This is a genomic window from Halosimplex aquaticum (assembly GCF_028747785.1).
GTDB lineage: Archaea > Halobacteriota > Halobacteria > Halobacteriales > Haloarculaceae > Halosimplex > Halosimplex aquaticum.
The window spans coordinates 3073688-3090794 of sequence record NZ_CP118158.1; the positions used below are offsets into that span (position 1 = coordinate 3073688).

General features: G+C 69.2%; 15 protein-coding genes. 4 read left to right on the forward strand and 11 right to left on the reverse strand.

Annotated elements, in window-relative coordinates:
- Positions 1 to 383: 383 nt before the first annotated feature.
- The 8 genes from purM to PSC72_RS15450 all read right to left on the reverse strand — a co-directional run bounded on the left by purM (position 384) and on the right by PSC72_RS15450 (position 7954).
- Positions 384 to 1400 (reverse strand): phosphoribosylformylglycinamidine cyclo-ligase, encoded by a 1017-nt coding sequence (purM, locus tag PSC72_RS15415; protein WP_274322310.1) that lies wholly within the window; start codon positions 1398 to 1400, stop codon positions 384 to 386.
- Between the two features lie 54 nt (positions 1401 to 1454).
- On the reverse strand, positions 1455 to 2231 hold the full coding sequence (locus PSC72_RS15420) for an SDR family NAD(P)-dependent oxidoreductase (RefSeq protein ID WP_274322311.1): 777 nt from the start codon (positions 2229 to 2231) through the stop codon (positions 1455 to 1457).
- A gap of 83 nt (positions 2232 to 2314) precedes the next feature.
- On the reverse strand, positions 2315 to 2797 hold the full coding sequence (locus tag PSC72_RS15425) for a peroxiredoxin family protein (RefSeq protein WP_274322312.1): 483 nt from the start codon (positions 2795 to 2797) through the stop codon (positions 2315 to 2317).
- A gap of 98 nt (positions 2798 to 2895) precedes the next feature.
- On the reverse strand, positions 2896 to 3588 hold the full coding sequence (locus PSC72_RS15430) for a DUF502 domain-containing protein (RefSeq protein ID WP_274322313.1): 693 nt from the start codon (positions 3586 to 3588) through the stop codon (positions 2896 to 2898).
- A 57-nt stretch (positions 3589 to 3645) separates the two neighbouring features.
- Complete coding sequence (locus PSC72_RS15435) at positions 3646 to 4866, reverse strand: GNAT family N-acetyltransferase (protein WP_274322314.1); 1221 nt, start codon at positions 4864 to 4866, stop codon at positions 3646 to 3648.
- 69 nt (positions 4867 to 4935) lie between these two features.
- On the reverse strand, positions 4936 to 5394 hold the full coding sequence (locus PSC72_RS15440; RefSeq protein WP_274322315.1) for a pyridoxamine 5'-phosphate oxidase family protein: 459 nt from the start codon (positions 5392 to 5394) through the stop codon (positions 4936 to 4938).
- 50 nt (positions 5395 to 5444) lie between these two features.
- Entirely contained in the window at positions 5445 to 6056 is a 612-nt protein-coding gene (locus PSC72_RS15445; protein ID WP_274326187.1) for a zinc metalloprotease, read from the reverse strand.
- 89 nt (positions 6057 to 6145) lie between these two features.
- Positions 6146 to 7954 carry a TraB/GumN family protein gene (locus PSC72_RS15450; protein WP_274322316.1) on the reverse strand — a complete coding sequence of 603 codons (1809 nt, stop codon included), beginning with the start codon at positions 7952 to 7954 and terminating at the stop codon, positions 6146 to 6148.
- A 217-nt stretch (positions 7955 to 8171) separates the two neighbouring features.
- Here PSC72_RS15450 and PSC72_RS15455 point away from each other — a divergent pair, with 217 nt between their 5' ends.
- Positions 8172 to 11438: a methyl-accepting chemotaxis protein gene (locus PSC72_RS15455; protein WP_274322317.1), complete on the forward strand. Its 3267-nt coding sequence runs from the start codon at positions 8172 to 8174 to the stop codon at positions 11436 to 11438.
- 97 nt (positions 11439 to 11535) lie between these two features.
- Here PSC72_RS15455 and PSC72_RS15460 read toward each other — a convergent pair whose 3' ends face one another.
- Both PSC72_RS15460 and PSC72_RS15465 read right to left on the reverse strand, forming a co-directional pair.
- Complete coding sequence (locus PSC72_RS15460) at positions 11536 to 12546, reverse strand: AI-2E family transporter (protein ID WP_274322318.1); 1011 nt, start codon at positions 12544 to 12546, stop codon at positions 11536 to 11538.
- A 313-nt stretch (positions 12547 to 12859) separates the two neighbouring features.
- Positions 12860 to 13603, reverse strand: a complete 744-nt coding sequence (locus tag PSC72_RS15465; RefSeq protein WP_274326188.1) for a DNA polymerase sliding clamp — start codon at positions 13601 to 13603, stop codon at positions 12860 to 12862.
- Between the two features lie 163 nt (positions 13604 to 13766).
- Here PSC72_RS15465 and PSC72_RS15470 point away from each other — a divergent pair, with 163 nt between their 5' ends.
- The 3 genes from PSC72_RS15470 (at position 13767) to PSC72_RS15480 (ending at position 16142) form a co-directional block, all read left to right on the forward strand.
- Positions 13767 to 14468 (forward strand): PGF-CTERM sorting domain-containing protein, encoded by a 702-nt coding sequence (locus PSC72_RS15470; RefSeq protein WP_274322319.1) that lies wholly within the window; start codon positions 13767 to 13769, stop codon positions 14466 to 14468.
- Positions 14469 to 14538: 70 nt separating this feature from the next.
- Positions 14539 to 15273, forward strand: a complete 735-nt coding sequence (locus PSC72_RS15475) for a sporulation protein (RefSeq protein WP_274322320.1) — start codon at positions 14539 to 14541, stop codon at positions 15271 to 15273.
- 83 nt (positions 15274 to 15356) lie between these two features.
- Complete coding sequence (locus PSC72_RS15480; RefSeq protein ID WP_274322321.1) at positions 15357 to 16142, forward strand: 23S rRNA (uridine(2552)-2'-O)-methyltransferase; 786 nt, start codon at positions 15357 to 15359, stop codon at positions 16140 to 16142.
- 25 nt (positions 16143 to 16167) lie between these two features.
- On the opposite strand, the gene rio1 is transcribed toward PSC72_RS15480, so the two are convergent.
- Positions 16168 to 17040, reverse strand: coding sequence for a serine/threonine-protein kinase Rio1 (gene rio1, locus PSC72_RS15485; protein WP_274322322.1), 873 nt, complete (start codon positions 17038 to 17040; stop codon positions 16168 to 16170).
- Positions 17041 to 17107 lie beyond the last annotated feature (67 nt).

The window sequence follows — 17107 nt, forward strand, 5'->3', positions numbered from 1 at the left end:
TGATGAAAGCCCTCTGCTCGCTTGCTAGCAGTTGGAATCGTCGTCGACAGCAAGCGATGAAAGCCCTCGGCCCGCTTGGGGCGCCGCGGCTCTCACGGTTCGCTTCGCTCACCGTTCGAGCGGCCGTGGCGCTCCCGTCGGTCGCGCCACGCGCTCGCTGCGCGCGCTCACTTCGTTCGCGTGCTTACTTCGCCGGGCCGCCACCGACCGGGCCTCGCCCTTTCAGTCCGCCAGGAATCGCTACCGCACAGCACCGCGCCTCACACCTCCCCAACCGATTCGCTCAGTCGCTTTGCTCCCTCGCTCATCCCTCGCACGATGCCGTCGCGCGACGAGACGCGCGACAGCGCGCGCCACGACAGAAAATCAGTAGTCTGCGCCCGTTACAGTTCCAGCCCGCGGATCGCGACTGACTCCTCGCCGTCTTCGACGCGGCCGATGATCCGACCGTCGTCGGTCGCTTCGACGACTGCTTCGGCGTCCTCGGCGGGCATCGCGGCGACGAAGCCGGTGCCCATGTTGAACGTGCGATGCATCTCCTCGTCGGCCACGTCGCCCTCCTGCTGGACGAATTCGAAGACCGGCTGGGCCTCGAACGGGTCGTCGATCTCGTAGCGGAACGCGCCCATGCGGGTCAGGTTCGTCCACCCGCCGCCGGTGACGTGGGCGGCGGCGTGGGTCTCGGCCTCGCGGAGCGGGCCGAGGAGGTCGCTGTAGATGCGCGTCGGTTCGAGCAGTTCCGCGCCGATGGAGCGGTCCGCGTTCGGCGGGAACGGGTCGGTGTACTCGTGGTTCCGCGTCACGGCCTCGCGGGCGAGCGTGAGACCGTTCGAGTGGATGCCCGAGGAGGGCCACCCCACCACGACGTCGCCGGCCTCGGCCTCGCCGGGGAAGATGGCGTCTTTTGGTGCGAGGCCCGCGCACGTGCCGGCGATGTCGAGGCCCTTGATCACGTCTGGCATCACGGCGGTCTCGCCGCCGACGAGGGCGACGCCGGCGCGCTCGGCGCCCTCGTCGAGTCCTTTCCCGATGGCCTCGGCGGTGGCGTCGTCGGGCTCCTCGACGGCGAGGTAGTCGACGAAGGCGACGGGGTCGACGCCCGCGGCGACGAGGTCGTTGGCGTTCATCGCGATGCAGTCGATGCCGATGGTCGAGTAGTCGTCGAGCGCCTCGGCGACGAGGAGTTTGGTCCCTACGCCGTCGGCCGCCAGTGCGAGGTAGCGGTCGCCGATGTCGAGCAGGCCGGCGTAGTCGCCCTCGAAGTCGCCGGTGGCGCCGACCAGCGCCGCCGTCGCCGCTTCCTGGCCGGCGATGTCGACGCCCGCGTCGGCGTAGGTCAGTCCCTCCGCTTCGTCCTCGGCCGCGTCGTCCGATCCGTCGGTCGCGTCCCCGTCGGTCATGTTGAATCCCCCGCGGAGCGCGAGCAAAAGGCCACCGTTTCGGGTGGAGCGCCCTCACTCGTCACGAGTCTCGTCGCGGTCGAGGAACCGTTCGGTCCCCCGTCGGGCGAGCCACGGGACGCGCTCGACGAGCGCCATCCCGAGTCGCGTCTGCCAGTCGGCGTAGATCACCGGTTCGGTCGAGTCGATCTTCCGGGCGAGCTTCCGGCCCACCGCGGCAGGCTCCTGGGTCGCGGCGTCGGGGTAGTCCAGCGCGGCCGCCGAGCGGGTCCGCGTCGCCGGCGGGTACAGCAGCGTACACCAGACGTCCTCGTGGCGGAGTTCCTCCCGGAGCGTGCGCGTGAGCCCTTCGACGGCGCCCTTCGTCGCGGTGTACCCCGACAGCCCGGGGTGGCCGACGGCCGCGACGCCCGAACTCACGTTGTGAATGATTCCAGACCCGCGGGCGCGCATGTGCGGCAGGACGGCGTGGATCGTCCGGAGATAGCCGAAGAAGTTCACCTCGAACTCCCGTCGGGTGTCTTCGAGCGTCCGGTCGGCGAACAGGCCGAAGTCGAAGACAGCGGCGTTGTTGACGAGTACGTCGATCCGGTCCCACCGGTCGAGGACGGCGTCGACCGCCGCCTCGACGTCCTCGTCCGCGGTCACGTCGTACTCGACGACGTGGACGCGGTCGGGAGCGACCTCCGCGAGCGCGTCGAGACCGTCCCGGTTCACGTCGAGGGCGGCCACTCGGTACCCGTCCCCGATCAGGGCCCGCGACAGGTGGTAACCGATCCCCTCGTTCGCGCCCGTGACGACGACCACACCGCCCGTGTCGAGTTGGCTCATACCCTTCGGAAAAGGTTCCAGCGCCGCTTAAGCCGCGCGGCCGGTGCGATCCGGGTCCGACCGCCAGGCGGACGCGGCTGCCCTCACCCCTGGAACGGCGGTTCGTAGCCGTTGCGGACGTAGTAGCGCACCCAGTTACCGTAGGTGCGGTCGGCGGGGGTGTCGGAGACGTCTTCGTATCGGACCGTCCCGCTCTCGTCGATCACGTACGTCGCGGCTTTCCCGGTCAGGCCGTGACTGGTCTGCTCCGTGCCGCTGTAGCGTTCGCAGACCTCGCCCTCGGGGTCCGCCAGGAGCTGGATCTGCAGGTCGTAGCGGTCGCGCATCTCGGTCACCTTCGGAAGGGGGTCGGGGACGACGGGGACGACGCTCACGTCGTCGTGGAACCACATGTCGTAGGACACCTCGCTGAACGTCTGGAGCTGCTCGGCGCAGAAGGAGCACCAGACGCCGCGGTTGATCAGGACGACGGCGGGACCCTCTTCCAGTTCGTCGCTCAGCGAGACGGTGTCGCCGGCGGTGCTGGGTAGTTCGAACTCGGGAGCGGATTCGCCTTCGAGGCTCATGTCTCCGGGGAGGGGCCCGACCGTGGTAAGTCGCCGGCCGGCAGTGTGCGGGTGACGCCCGACCGCGTCTCACCGGTCCACCGCACCCGGACGGGCCGTCAGTCCCCGCCCTCGACGTTCTCGTCGATGGCCATCCCGGTGGTCATGATGGCCTGCATCCCCTCTTCGACGGACAGATCGACGTCGAAGATCCGCTCTTCGGGGAGGTTGATGAGGTGGCCGCCCATGACTGGGTTGGGCGCCATCGGGACGAAGACCGTCTGCATGTCGGCGCCGTCGGCGGCCTGTTCGATCTGGTGGGGCGTGTCCGCGGTGAGGAACGCGAGCGCGAAGCAGTCCTCGCGGGGGAACTCGACGATCTTCACCTCGCGGAAGCTCTCCGTGTCGCCGTCGACCATCACGTCGCTCATCCGCTCGACGCTGGTGTAGATGGAGCCGACCCCGGGCAGGTCCTCCATCAGCACGTCGAAGCGGTTGGCGATGTCGGTCTCCGGGCCGTGCTGGGCGGCGAACCCGACGAGGAAGACGACGCCGAACACGATGGCTGCGGCGAGCAACTCGACGAGCCACGTGCTCATCTCCTGGCCGGGGCCGAGCGCGACGATCGCGTCCGCGAGGGGCGTCAGCGCGTTCGCGACTGTCCCGAGAACCCACATGAGCACGAGCACCGTGATGAAGAAGGGGACGGTGAGCGCCAGCCCCGAGAGCATCGTCTGCCGGAAGTCGCGCCTGACCGCCTGGCTCTCCTCCGCCGCCACGTGCGCGATGTCGTCGACGTCCGGTCTGGACATGTCGACGGTTGGGGTCGAACGTGGAAGTGCCTTACCGGGTAGGCGCTCCCTACCCGGTCAGAAGAACGTCCGCAGGTACGTCCGCTCCGGCGGGAACAACGCCGCGAGCGCGTCGGCGATTCCCCCGTCCGCGAGGGAGAGATCCCCGATTCGACGCGCGGCCTCCACGTCGTGGTAGCCGACGACGAGTTGCGAGAGCGTCCCGATGCCGACCGTCGCGTCGGGGTCGCCGCTCGCGTCCGCAGTCACGGTTCCGCTCCCGTCGGAAACGGCGAGGCGGAACTGTCCGTCGTTCCAGGCGGCCGTCTCGTCTGTCACTCGCAGGGTGAGTTCGGCGCTCACGTCCGCGGGGTACGGACACGCCGAGAGGGCGTCGGCCACGTCGACGATCCGCGCCATCGGTCCGGTCTTCACCTCGCAGTCGACCGCCTCGGGATCGGAGACGAGGTCGAGCAGGTCGGTTCGCGCGTCCGAACGGAGTCGCACCTCGCTGGCCTGGGAGTCGTGGTCGGCGAGGAACCCGAGCATGCCGAGCCACGCGTCGTGGTTCGCCGCGGCCGCGTCGGCGACCGTCAGCCGCTGGTTCATGTGCTTCGGACCGCCCAGGTCCTCGAAGCTGTAGACGAGGTACCCTCGCGCCTCGCCGTCGCGCTCGTAGACGTACGCCCACGGCCGGTCCTCGTCGTCCTCGCGGAGCACCCGCTCGCGCCACCAGGCCTCGCTCGACCGCCGGAGCGCGAGCGACGTCTCGCCGGCCTGGGCCTCGTGGACAGCCTGCAGGTCGCGCCAGTCGTCGGCCGAAGCGGGCCGGGCCTCCCCGTCGACCGCGCCGCGGGCGAACGCCAGTTGGTCGGGCGGGCAGGTGTACTCGGTGTACGTGTTCGCCGTCGCCCAGCCGAACTGCGCGTAGTACGACCGCGAGAACGGCCACAGCGCGGCGAGCGGGAACTTCCCGCGCCACCGCTCCAGGGCGTCGTCGATCAGCGCGCGGACGTACCCCTTCCGGCGACGCTCCGGCGGGGTGGCGACGGCGGCCAGCCCGGCCATCGAGACCCACTCGCCGCGCAGGTTCGCGGTGAGGTCGTAGTGGCCGCAGACGCTGACGAGGTCCCCGCCGTCGAACGCGCCGTAGCGGTCGGCGATACGCTCGGGCTCGTCGTCGTACTCCTGGGGCCCCTCCTCGGGCTGGAAGGCGTAGTCGGTGATCGCGCGGAACTCGGCGAAGCGGTCGGCCGAGAGCGGCCGCACGGCGACGCCGTCGGCTTCGTCGTCTGGCATACCTCTGTTCGGGGCCGGTGAGCCGATATAGCTTCGGCAATCGAGCGCCTGCCCGTTCGGCGGACCGCTTCAAAACGTCTTGTACGACACCGATCCGACGGCGATGCGGACGAGTGTGTTCTCCTCCTCCCAGTCGTCGGGGTCGTCGGCGCCGTAGCGGCGGTTGATCCGCCGGTTGGCCTCCCGGTTCTCGTCGTCGTCTTCGACGACCGTCCCGGTCCCGCGGATGGTGGCCATCCACGAGGGGTGGCCGTCCTCGTCTTCCTCGATGGAGAGCGCGACGCGGGGGTTCTCGCGAACGTTTTCGAGTTTCTGCCCGGTCGTCATCACCTCGATCACGCCGCCCTCGTGGGCGTCCGCGGCGGGTTCCGGCGGGCGACCCTCGTCGTCGGGCGTCTCGTCGGCCGGTTCGTATCGGAACCACACCGGTGCGGCGTGGGGGCGGCCGTCCGAATAGGTCGCGAGGTGCGCGACGACCGGGTCGCCGGTGAGCAGTTCTTCGACCTCGGCGGGTACCGTCTGCTCCATGTCGAACACTCGGCCGGAACGCGGAAGTCAGTTGTTGCGGTGCGGACCGCTCAGAGCCCGAGGCCGAACAGCGCGAAGACGGCGAGCAGGACGCTCGGGACGGCCACGGCGACGTAGACCGGCTTGCTCCAGCGGATCACCTTCCGGCCGTCGAGCGGGCCGTAGGGGATCATGTTGAACCCGGCGAGCAGCAGGTTGATGCTGACGCCGCGCTGGCCGATAAGTTCCAGCAGTCCGGGGCCGAACAGCATGACCGGCAGGAAGACGACGGCCAGCCCGAGGTTCGTGACCGGGCCGGCGAGGGCGATGAGGCCGTTCTCCCGCGCGGTGATGCGTCCGCGGTGGACGACCGCGCCCGGGGCGGCAAACAGGAAGCCCGCGAGCGCGGACATGACGGCGAGGAACAGCATGCCGTAGTCGGCCTGGAACGCGGCGACCTGACCGAACCGGACGGCGACGACTTTGTGCGCGAGTTCGTGCAGGAGGAAGGCGACGCCGACGGTGGCGAGCGAGACGCCCAGCGCGAGCGCGAGCGTCGACGGCCTGATCATCCCGCGCAGGGCCGCGTTAGCGATTGTGCGGTCGATGAAGATAGTGAAGGCGACGCCGAGCGCGAGCCACGCGACGGCGAGGTCCCGGAGTTCGCGGCGGCTGAAGGAGATGCCGCCGCGGTTCCCGCGGGCGCCCGGACCGCCTCGGCCCGGGCCACCGCGGCCGCTCCCACCCCCTCGGCCGCCGACGGACGACCGGCTCACGTCAGCGTCCTCCAGACGATGTCCCAGCCGTTCCGTGCGCCGTCGAGGAGCAAGCCGGGAATGGCATCGACGCCGCCGATGGGCGCCGACAGCAGGGGCAGGATCGCGGGGAAGACCACGAGGCTCGCGACCATGCTCCCGACGTTCGTCAGGCCGGCGATGAGGATCAGTCGGAAGAGCGGCACCTCGCGCATCCGGGCGAAGATGTCGGCGATGGGCGCCTCCTCGTCGTCGAGGATCTCGTTGAGGCGGCCGATGTCGGCGACGTTCACGTCGACGTAGCGCAACTCAACGTAGCCGGCGAACCAGCCGGGGGCCAAAAGCGGGTTGACGCTGGTCAGCCAGGCGACGCCGCCGCCGACGAGCGCGCTCGGCCAGTGCGCGCCGGCCAGTTTCGCGAGTCCGCCGGCGAGGATCCCGTTGACGAGGAACCACGCGACGAACAGTTCGAGCAGGAACCCGTTGCTCGCCCCGCCGAGCGCCAGCAGGACGAAGAAGACGAGGAAGCCGACGGTCATCGCGTAGCCCAGCGCCTTGTAGAGGTAGGCGGTGAGGCCGGTCCCCGACGCCTCGCCGACGAGCGACTCCATCGGCGGGAGGCTCTCGGGGTCGTCGAGGTAGCGCTCGATCCCCTCGCGGTGGCCGGCGCCGACGACGGCGACGACGCTGTACCCGGCCTCGCGGAGCGCGACGAGGCGGTGGGCGATGAACGCGTCGCGCTCGTCGATGAGCGCCTCGGCGGCGCCCGGCGCGAACCGCCGGAACTCCTCCATCATCGCCGTCACCACGTCGGCCTCGGTCAGTTCCTCGATGTCGATCTCCTCGATGTCTTCCTCCTCGTCGGCGACGAACTGCGCGAGGACGGCCCCGGCCAGCACGCCCAGCGCGACGCCGGCGAGCGCGCCGGCGGCGACGCCGGCGCCGACCTGGAGGACGAACCCGCCGATCGAGGCCAGCCGGTCGACCGTCAGCGAGAGCGGACCGACGGCGAGGCCGCCGGTCGCGGCGATGGCGACGCCGACGACCGACCCGACCCCGACGCCGGCGGCGATCCGCGTGTAGGTCGTGTTCGGTATCGGGAGCGCGTCGAGCACACGCGCGAACGCCCCGTCGAACAGCGACCACAGCACCGCGCCGCCGACGGCCCCGGCGACGAGGCCGCCGACGAGCGCGACGACGTTCGGACCGAGGGCCGCGACGATGTCGGCGCTCGCGAACCCGAACGCGCTCGCGGCGACCATGGCGACGGCGAAGCCGGCGAACGCGCCCATCGCGAGGCCCAGTCCGGTCCCGACGGCGATCGGCGAGCCGATGGCCAGCGTCAGGGTGCCGAGCATGGAGAGCTTCCGTAGCGGGCTCAGCCGCGCCCAGAAGCGCTGGACGGTCATCTGGATGTCCCGGTCGACGAGGGCGACGCCCAGGCCGTGTTCCTCGGCGGAGTCGATGGCCGCCATCATGTCGGCGCCGGGGTCGACGCCGAGCTTCTTCCCCAGCCGGGTCTGGACGTACGAGAGCATCCAGTAGGCCAGGAACTGGAAGACGGTGTTCCCCCGGAGCATGTCGCCGGGGTCGATGTCCTCGGGGGCCTCGCCTTTGAGCTGGCGATACCGACCCTCGTCGAGTTCGACGGCGACGACGTCCGGCTTGCGTTCGGCGATAGTCGTCTCGACGTCCTCGACGCTCTGCTGGGAGACGTGGGCGGTGCCGAGAACGTGGACTTCGCCCTCGCCGGCCTCGCGAGAGGGCGGGAGCGTCAGGTCCCCGTCGACGTCTCCGAGGTCGTCACCAGCGACGCGCTCGGTCATTCACCCGCGCTACACGGGCGTCGGGTTTACCGTTGTCGGGACGCCGACGCCCCGTCCAGCGGGCGTCCGACCGCCGCTCCGGCCCGCACCTGATCGCTTGACGCTATTATCAAACAGAAACATAGACCTATCCAACTGTTCGGACAGGCGGGAGTGCAGCTATCAACGGGCGTAATTTGCCGGCAAACTTTATATATGGCAATTATCGTTTCCCGATATGGACCTGAAAATCAAGCTTGTGGCGCTCTTTCTTGCGATATCGTTGATACCGCTATCAGCGGTCGGGGCGCTCGCGACGACGAACATGGGTGATCTCAACCAGCACGCGCAGAACCAGAGTTCGGAGTACCTGCGCACGGAGATCACGCGACAGCTCGACACGACAGTCGAGGCGAGACAGGACGGCATCCAGAACCAGATCGACGAACGCGGGGTCGGCGTTCGGGCGATGGCCTCCTCGGCGACCATGGAGAACTACCTCGCCGCGAGCGAGGGCGAGATGGACCTCGTCCAGCAGATGAGCGAGGACCAGGTCGGGTACGTGGCGCTACAGATGCGTAACTCGATCGAGAACGCCCGGCGGACGATCCTCGAATCCGACTACGACGGCCGCGCGTGGGAGGACCTCTCGGAAGCGGAGCAGCGCGAGGTCGAGCGCCGCGTCGAGGCCCAGATCGGCGGTACCGCGGGCGCCGGCACCGCCCCCAACGGGACGATGTACCAGACGTTCCAGCCGGGGTACATCGGCAACACCGGCTACGCGTACATCACCGACCTGGAGTCGAACGTGATCATCCACCACAGCCTCGAGGAGGGCTACAATCTGAAGCGTGACGCCGGCGGGACGCTCACGGTGTTCGAAGACATCAAAAAGCGGATCCAGAACGACGAGGCGATCCGCTCCGGCGAGAAGTGGGGCGTCGCCCAGTACGACTGGGAGGACACGACCCAGGAGGGCAACCCGGTCGAGACGAAGTTCATCTCCTACACCTACTACGAGCCGTTCGACTGGATCCTGGCGCCGAGCGTCTACTACTACGAACTCCAGCAGACGGCGCTGAAGGACGCGAAACAGCGGACCGCGTCCTCCTTCGAGCGGTCGCTGCAGACCCAGACGATGACCGTCGGCGACACCGAGTCGCCGGTCTTCGAGGCGATCACGTACGTCGACGCCCAGGGGGAGGCCGTCGTCCGGACCGAGCGCTCGGGCGGACAGGTCGACACCGCGACCTCCGGACTCGGTTCCTACGCGGACGCGGCGTGGTTCAAGCAGGCGAAGTCCATGTCGGACGGTGAGACGTACTTCGGCGACGTCCGGACCGTCGACGGCAGCGAGCGGATGGCCATCTCGACGCCCGTCTACTACGACGGCCAGTTCAAGGGCGTCGTCGCGGCGCAGTTCAACTACTCGCTCGTCACCGAGACCACAAACTCGGTCTCCGTCGGTGACAGCGGGTACCTCTACGTCCTGAACGAGGACGGCAAGATCGTCAGCCACCCGGACCACTCCGTCGTCGCGTCCGGGACCGACGCCGCGGCCGGTGAGTACGGCGCCGAACTCGGCGACATCGTCACCGAGCGGATGCTCGCCGGGGAGTCCGGCATGGCGACCCACACGAAGACCGTCGACGGCGAGAACGTCACTCGCTACGTCGACTACGCGCCGTTGCACTTCGGGAACAAGCAGTTCACGCTCGTCGCGACGGTGCCCGAGTCCGACGTGAACGAGCCGATCGCCGCGCTCGGCGCGTCGCTCCAGAAGAAGGCAGACAGCGCGCGGAACCTCATGATCGGGCTGATCGCCATCGCCGCGGTCGTCGTCGCCGGCGCCGGCTACGGCGCGGCGCGGTACATCTCCCGCCCGATCGTCCAGATCAAAGCGCGCGCCGCCGCGATGTCGCAGGGCCGCTTCGACGACGATACGGACATCTCCGCCGGGAACGACGAGATCGGGGAGATGGTCGACGCGTTCGACGAGATGCAGGCGAACATGAACCGACAGGTCGACCAGATCGAGGCCGTCGGCGAGGCGCTGCAGGGCGGCGACCTCGACGACGACCTGGAGACGGACCTGCCCGGCAAGTTCGGCGACATCATGACCTCGCTCGAGGCCGGGATGAGCGCGCTCGGGACGAGCTTCGCGGAGATCAGCCGCGCGAGCGCGAACGTCAGCGCCGGCCAGCTCGACCAGGACCTGGAGACGGACCTGCCCGGCGAGTACGGCGAGGTGATGACCGAACTCGACGAGGGGCTCGAACAGCTCTCCGAGAGCTTCGACGAACTCGAGACGGTCAGCGCGGACCTCCGCGACGGCCGCCTCGCCCAGGAGCTGGAGACGGACCTGCCCGGCGACTACGGCGACGTGCTCGAGAACATCGACGAGGGACTGGACTCCGTCGACGAGAGCGTCGCCCGCGTCCAGGAGATCGCCGAGGAAGTGCGGACCGCGAGCGGCGACGTGGCCGCCAGCACCGAGGAGATCGAGGCCGCCAGCGAGGACGTCGCGGGCTCGGTCCAGGAGATCTCCCACGGCGCCGACCGACAGGCGGAGAACTTAGAGGAGGCCGCCGACGAGATGAACGAGATGTCCGCGACCGTCGAGGAGATCGCCTCTTCCTCCGCCGACGTGGCCGAGACCGCCCGCGCGGCGGCCGAGCAGGCCGACGCCGGTCGCGACCAGGCCGCCGAGGCCTCGACGGAGATCCGCGACATCGAAGACGAGACCGAGCAGGCCGCCGAGCAGGTCGCGGCGCTGCAGGCCGAGATGGACGAGATCAGCGAGATCGTCGGCATGATCAACGAGATCGCCGAGCAGACGAACATGCTCGCGCTCAACGCGTCGATCGAGGCGGCCAACGCCGGCGAGGCCGGCGAAGGGTTCGCCGTCGTCGCCGACGAGATCAAGGGGCTGGCCGCCGAGGCCAGCGAGGCGACCGACGAGGTCGAGGAGCGCATCACCGACATCCAGTCGACGACCGGCGAGACGGTCGACGACATCGACAGCATGCGCGAGCGCGTCGAGTCCGGCGTCGCCACCATCGAGGAGGCCATCGAGATGTTCGGCGACATCGCCGAGGCCGTCGAGGCCGCCGAGAGCGGCGTCCGGGAGATCAGCGACGCGACCGACGACCAGGCCGCCTCGACCGAGGAGGTCGTCGCCATGGTCGACGAGGTGAGCACGGTCAGCGAGGAGACCGCCGCCGAGGCGACGAACGTCTCCTCGGCCTCCGAGGAGCAGGCCGCCTCGATCAACAGCGTCTCCCAGAACGTCCAGGAGATGGCCGGCCTCGCCGCCGACCTGGAGGAACTGGTCGACGAGTTCGAGGTGAGCGAGGCCGACGCGGTCGGCGACACCGACGACGACACCGACTCGGGGGCCGACGCGCTGGACGCCCTCGACGACGAGACGGGCCTCGACGCGGACGGGGCGACCGACCTGCCCGCCAGCACCGACGGCGGCCGGGACGCCGCCGGCGACCGCTAAGCCGTCGCCGCCCGCTATTTCTTTCGACGACGCTCGCCGTCGTTTCGAGGCCGCTCGATGCCGTTTCGGGGCCGATCGCTGCTCGTTCGACGACGGACTACGACTCGGAGACGTATCGCTCGTCGAGCACCCGGGCGAGCGTCTTGAACAGCCCGACGACGATCGGGCCGTAGAACAGCCCCATGACGCCGAAGGCGTAGACGCCGCCGAAGACGCCGACGAGGATCGTCGCCGAGTGCAGCGACGACTCCCGGTCGACCACGCGCGCACGCAGGTAGTCGTCGACGACGGCGACGGCGGTCATCCCGTAGACGACGAGGAACGCGGCCGCGAGCAGCCGGTTCTGGAGTCCGAGGTAGAGTGCCGCCGGGCCGAGGACGCCGGCGACGCCGAGGACCGGGAACAGCTCCAGGACCATCATCACGAACGACCAGAACAGCACGTCGGGGATGCCGACGACGAAGAGGCCGACGCCCGCGACGGCCCCCTGGACGACGGCGACGAACACGTGCCCCTTCAGGACGGCCCAGGTCGTCTGGTAGGCCTCCTCGTGGAGTTCCGCGGTCGTCTCGTCGTTCAGCGGGAGCCGGTCCTCGACCCAGTCGATCAGGCTGTCGCCGTCGACGAGGAGGTAGTAGAGGACGAACAGGAACAGCACGGCGCCGAGGAAGAAGTCGGTCGTCGCGCTGACGAGCATCGACACGTCGCCGAACAGCAGTTCGGCCACGCGCCGGGGTACCGACTCGACGATGGACTCCAGGGGCACCTCGACCCCGAGCAGGTTCTCGATCCGCCGCTCGGCCGCGTTCCCGGCCGGGAACCCCTGCAGCACCGTCGACAGGTCCGTCAGACCGGACGGCGCGGCAACCACCAGGACGGCCACGATGGCCGCGACCGCTGTGAGCGAGAGCGTTACCAGCCCGAAGGCGGCCACCTTCTCGCCCGCCCGCGGCGCGAGTCGGCGCTGGGCGGGGGCGAGCAGCACGGCCAGCAGGAGGGCGGCCAGCAGCGCCGTCAGGAACGGGCGGACGATCAGCACCAGCAGGTAGGCGAACACCGTCAGGAGCGCGACGAAGAAGCCGACCCGGAGGGTCGACGAGCGCACCATCAGGACCACCGATCGACCGCGACCGACCCGGCGCGATTCGGGCCGGCCGGCTCGGAGAGGCTACGCATTCGCACGGTCGATCGGAGGAGTCCCGGCCCAAAGGGCCTTGATCCCGGTTACTCCGGATCGGTTGCGGGCTACGTGTCGATTCCCTGTTCGGCCGAGGCGCGACAGCGGTCAACCGACTGCGGCGGCCCGCGGGCGGTGCTCGGTGACCGCCGCGTCTGAGAAACCGATCGAGCGGAGAGAAGCGACGACAGAAGGGATGAAACGGCAGCCGAGCGTCGTTCGGGAAGCGAACGCAGGCGGCGGCTTACTCGCTCTGGATGCGCGGTGCGAGCATGAACGTGACCTGCCCCTCGCCCTCGGCGATGTCGAAGTGCATCTTGACGGGGAACTCCTCGCCGAGTTCCATGCGCACCTCGGCGTCCTTCGGGATGGCCTTGTTCATGTCCTTCAGGTAGTCGAGCGAGAACAGCGAGTGGGCGGTGCCCGCCGTCAGGTCGATGAGGTCCTCGCGGGTGAGTTCGAGGTGGACGTCGTCGGTGTCGCCCTCGGCGTCGACGTAGAAGTACTCGTCGGCCTCGTTGACGCCCAGCGCGATGTGGTCGGAGACCATGTCCGCGGCCGTGACCGCGCGGTCGATGTCCCGGCCCTCGATGACGATCTCGGCGGCGAGATCGAGGTCGGGCAGGTCCGGTTCCTGGCGGATCGAGTCGGGGTCGATGAGCGCCAGGGTGTACTCCAGCCCGTCGATGGCGATGTGGAGCTTGCGGGTCTCCTCGTCGAGTTCGAGGTGGACGAGCTGGTCGGCGTCGGCCATGCCGGCGATGTCTTCCAGCCGCGAGAGGTTGACGCCGATGACGCCGCCGTCGGTCTCGTAGGACTCGAAGGCCGAGGCCGAGAGCGTGAGATCGACCATGCCGACGTTGGCCGGGTCGACCGCCCGGATCTCCAGTCCCTCCTCTTCGAGGTGGATCTTGCACTCGTCCACCAGCACGCTCACGGAGTCCAGCGTCGTCCGGAGCGTGTCCGCGCTCACGATAGCGTTGAACATCTTGCCCGCGGCTACGCCCCCATCCATTAAAAAGTCCCTTCTTTACCCGCGAGTGCGCGCGTGTCGCGGTGACAGGCGCCACCGGGTTCGAGCGAGCGCGGACGCTCGCTGCCTGCGAATGCACCCACCGGTCTTAGGCACGCGAGGACACAACGACGACCGTATGCCAGCACCAGCGAGCGACGGCGACCGATCGGTCGACCGGGGCGACGGAGCTGTCGGCGACGCCGCGCGGGAATCGGGGCTGACGCGGCGGTCGGTGCTGACGGGGGCCGGCGTGGCGCTGGGGTCGGGGGTCGTCGGTGCGGCCGGGCTCGGGGGTGCAAGCGGCGTCGCCGCTGGCCAGATCACCGAGGCCGCGGCGATCCCGGAGGTGACGCGGTGGGAGAACGACAACATCGCCGGGTTCATGATCCACGTCGGGGGGTCGACGTCTCCGGCACAGGTCCGAGTGGCCGAGGACTGCACCGTGCCCGGCAGCGACACCTGGCCGCCCGAGACGATGCTCGCGTACGACGCCCAGATCATCAACGCCAAAGGGGAGGGCGCGCCGGAGGAGGAGGAGACGACGCTGTACATCGGCGAGTCGGTCGACGTGGCGCCTGGACAGCTGTACATCATCAACCGCTTCAACCGCTGTGGTAGCGGCTTCGTCGGCGTCACGCTCGAACAGATCGGTCGCTCGGACGTGGGGGCCAACCCCGACGACGCCGGTAACGGACAGGGCACCGTCACGACGGCCGATCCAGATGGCGGCGGCGAGGGTTTCGGCGGTAGCGGACCGGGATTCGGGCCGCTCGCCGCCCTGGCCGGCCTCCTCGGTGGCGGCGCGCTCCTCCGGTGGCGCGACGACGCCGAGGAGTAACCCTCGCCCCGGGCGCGGCCTCGTTCGTTACGTACATTTATGTATCGAGCCGCGGGAACTATCGGATGGAATGAAGAAGATCCTCGCGTCAGTCGGCATCGGTAACGCGACTGTCGACACTGTCCTCCACGACCAGACGGTACGGCCGGGCGAGTCGGTCGACGCCGTCGTACAGGTCGAGGGCGGCGACGCCGAACAGACCGTCGACCGGATCGAACTGGACGTCGAGACCCGCTACCGCGGCGAAGAGGGCTACGAGGAGGCGACCGTCGATCGCTTCCACCTCACCGACGGGTTCACCGTCGAGCCCGGCGAGTCGACGAGCTACGAGACGGCCCTCTCGATCCCCTACGCGACGCCGCTGACCATGGGCGACGCGTCGGTGTGGGTCGACACCGACCTGGAGGTGTCGATGGCCGTCGACCCCGAGGACAAAGATCGGCTGGAGGTCCGCCCCACCGAGCGCATGCAGACGGTCTTCGACGCCGCCGAGGACCTGGGCCTCTCGTTCCGGACCGCCGACTGCGAGGCCGACCCCTACGGCCGCTACACCGACCGCCGGTTCGTCCAGGAGTTCGAGTTCCGCCCGTCGGAGGGGCCCTTCCGGGGCGAACTGGACGAGCTCGAACTGGTCTTCGACCCCTCGCCGGAGGCGCTGACCGTCTACGCCGAGGTCGACCGCCGCGGCGGACTCCTCAGCGAACTCGCCGACGCCGACGAACGGAAGACGAGCTTCGCCCTCCCCGAAGCCGACCCCGACGCCGCGCGCTCGCAGCTCGAGGGGACGATCGACCGGCTGGTCTGACCCTCGGACCTCGCCCGCGCGCTCGCGTCTCTCCCGTCGCCGGAACGACACCCCTAACCGCGTCGGCGGGGTATCCGTGGCCAATGAGCGGCAAGGACGAGTACTACAACAGGGCCAAACAGGAGGGCTATCGCGCCCGCTCGGCGTACAAGCTCCAGCAACTGGACCGGACCGCGGGGCTGTTCGGGTCGGGCAACACCGTCGTCGACCTGGGCGCCGCACCGGGCGGGTGGCTCCAGGTCGCCGCCGAGGAGGTCGACGAACACGGCACCGTCGTCGGCGTCGACCGCCAGCGCATCGACCCGCTGGACGAGCACGACAACGTCGAGTACGTCCGCGGCGACATCACCGAGGACTCGACTATCGAGGAGGTCGTCGAGCGCGTCGGCGCCGCGGGCGACGAGCGTCCGGTCGACGTCGTCCTCTCGGACATGGCGCCGAACATGACCGGCGACTACGACCTCGACCACGCCCGCTCGGTCCACCTCGCCCGGCAGGCCTTCGAGGTCGCCGACCAGGTGCTCGACTCCGGCGGCGACCTCGCCGTGAAGGTCTTCGACGGACAGGACGTCGCTCCCCTCCAGGAAGACATGGAGGAGCAGTTCGAGTACGTCCGACAGGTCCGCCCCGACGCCTCGCGGGACTCCTCCTCGGAGCTCTACCTCGTCGCGAAGGGGTACCTGACGGCCCCCGTCCGCGAGGGCGACACGCTCGACGTCGAGATCGTCGACATCGGGAGCGACGGCGACGGCGTCGCCAAGGTAGAGGGCTACACGCTGTTCGTCTCCGGCGTCGAGGAAGGCGAGACGCTCGAAGTCCGCGTCGACGACGTGAAACCGAACTTCGGGTTCGCACAGCCCGTCGAGTGACCCCGGTCGAATCGCGCGTTCGCGGTCAGAACTCGTCCGCTTCGTCCTCGTCGTCGTCTTGGTCGAGAATGTACGCCTTCAGCTCGTCGGCGGTCACGTCGTGGCCCTGTCGGCCGAAGAAGGCGGCGACGTTCTCGCAGTCCCGATCGAGGAACTCCTCGGCGTTGGGGTGGTGGACCGTCACCGCCTGGCCCAGGTCGATGACGTATATCTCGTCGCCGTGGACGATCAGATTGTACTCCGAGAGGTCGCCGTGGACGAGGCCGGCGCCGTGGAGGCGGCGCATGTACTCGCGGACGACCTCGTAGGCGGTCTCGGGGTTTTCGAGATTCACTTCGGAGAGACGCTTGCCCCGGCCTTCGTCGGTGCCGAGGTACTCCATGACGAGGACGTTGCGCTCGACGGCGATGGGTTCGGGCACGAGCACGCCGGCCTGTCGGGCGCGGTTGAGGTTGGCGAACTCCTTGCGGACCCACGCGAGGACGACCTTCTTCTTGTCGGACCCGATCCCCTGGAAGCGCGGGTCGCCGTCGAGATACCCCCGCATGTCTGTGAAGTCGGAGGCGTTGATGCGGTAGACCTTGACGGCGACCTCGGTGTCTTCGGCGCCGAGGGCGGTGTAGACGTTGGCCTCCTTGCCGGTCGAGATGGGGCCGCCGAAGGCGACGATGTAGTCGTCCTGGACGAGCTTGTAGAGGGCGGCGAAGGTCGCGTCGTCGAACACCGACGCCTCGACTTTGAACTGCTCGGTGTTCTTGATGCGCTCGCGGAACTCGTTGAACTCGCGGTCGCGCTGGCGAGCGATCTTGTCCGCCTCGGTGTCGTGGACGTCGACTTCTTCCCACTCGTCGCCGGGCGAGTCGGCCTCGTCGGTGTCGAGCAGGCGATACTCCGACATGGTCAGTGACTCCACCGAGCGCGCGAGGAGAAATAGCGGGCGCACTCGACGGTGATGTGGTCCTCCA

Bases quoted from the DNA above. Each gene is read 5' to 3' on its own strand.
- purM (WP_274322310.1), bottom strand. From the start codon at position 1,400: ATGACCGACGGGGACGCGACCGACGGATCGGACGACGCGGCCGAGGAC.
- PSC72_RS15420 (WP_274322311.1), bottom strand. From the start codon at position 2,231: ATGAGCCAACTCGACACGGGCGGTGTGGTCGTCGTCACGGGCGCGAAC.
- PSC72_RS15425 (WP_274322312.1), bottom strand. From the start codon at position 2,797: ATGAGCCTCGAAGGCGAATCCGCTCCCGAGTTCGAACTACCCAGCACC.
- PSC72_RS15430 (WP_274322313.1), bottom strand. From the start codon at position 3,588: ATGTCCAGACCGGACGTCGACGACATCGCGCACGTGGCGGCGGAGGAG.
- PSC72_RS15435 (WP_274322314.1), bottom strand. From the start codon at position 4,866: ATGCCAGACGACGAAGCCGACGGCGTCGCCGTGCGGCCGCTCTCGGCC.
- PSC72_RS15440 (WP_274322315.1), bottom strand. From the start codon at position 5,394: ATGGAGCAGACGGTACCCGCCGAGGTCGAAGAACTGCTCACCGGCGAC.
- PSC72_RS15450 (WP_274322316.1), bottom strand. From the start codon at position 7,954: ATGACCGAGCGCGTCGCTGGTGACGACCTCGGAGACGTCGACGGGGAC.
- PSC72_RS15455 (WP_274322317.1), top strand. From the start codon at position 8,172: ATGGACCTGAAAATCAAGCTTGTGGCGCTCTTTCTTGCGATATCGTTG.
- PSC72_RS15460 (WP_274322318.1), bottom strand. From the start codon at position 12,546: ATGGTGCGCTCGTCGACCCTCCGGGTCGGCTTCTTCGTCGCGCTCCTG.
- PSC72_RS15465 (WP_274326188.1), bottom strand. From the start codon at position 13,603: ATGTTCAACGCTATCGTGAGCGCGGACACGCTCCGGACGACGCTGGAC.
- PSC72_RS15470 (WP_274322319.1), top strand. From the start codon at position 13,767: ATGCCAGCACCAGCGAGCGACGGCGACCGATCGGTCGACCGGGGCGAC.
- PSC72_RS15475 (WP_274322320.1), top strand. From the start codon at position 14,539: ATGAAGAAGATCCTCGCGTCAGTCGGCATCGGTAACGCGACTGTCGAC.
- PSC72_RS15480 (WP_274322321.1), top strand. From the start codon at position 15,357: ATGAGCGGCAAGGACGAGTACTACAACAGGGCCAAACAGGAGGGCTAT.
- rio1 (WP_274322322.1), bottom strand. From the start codon at position 17,040: ATGTCGGAGTATCGCCTGCTCGACACCGACGAGGCCGACTCGCCCGGC.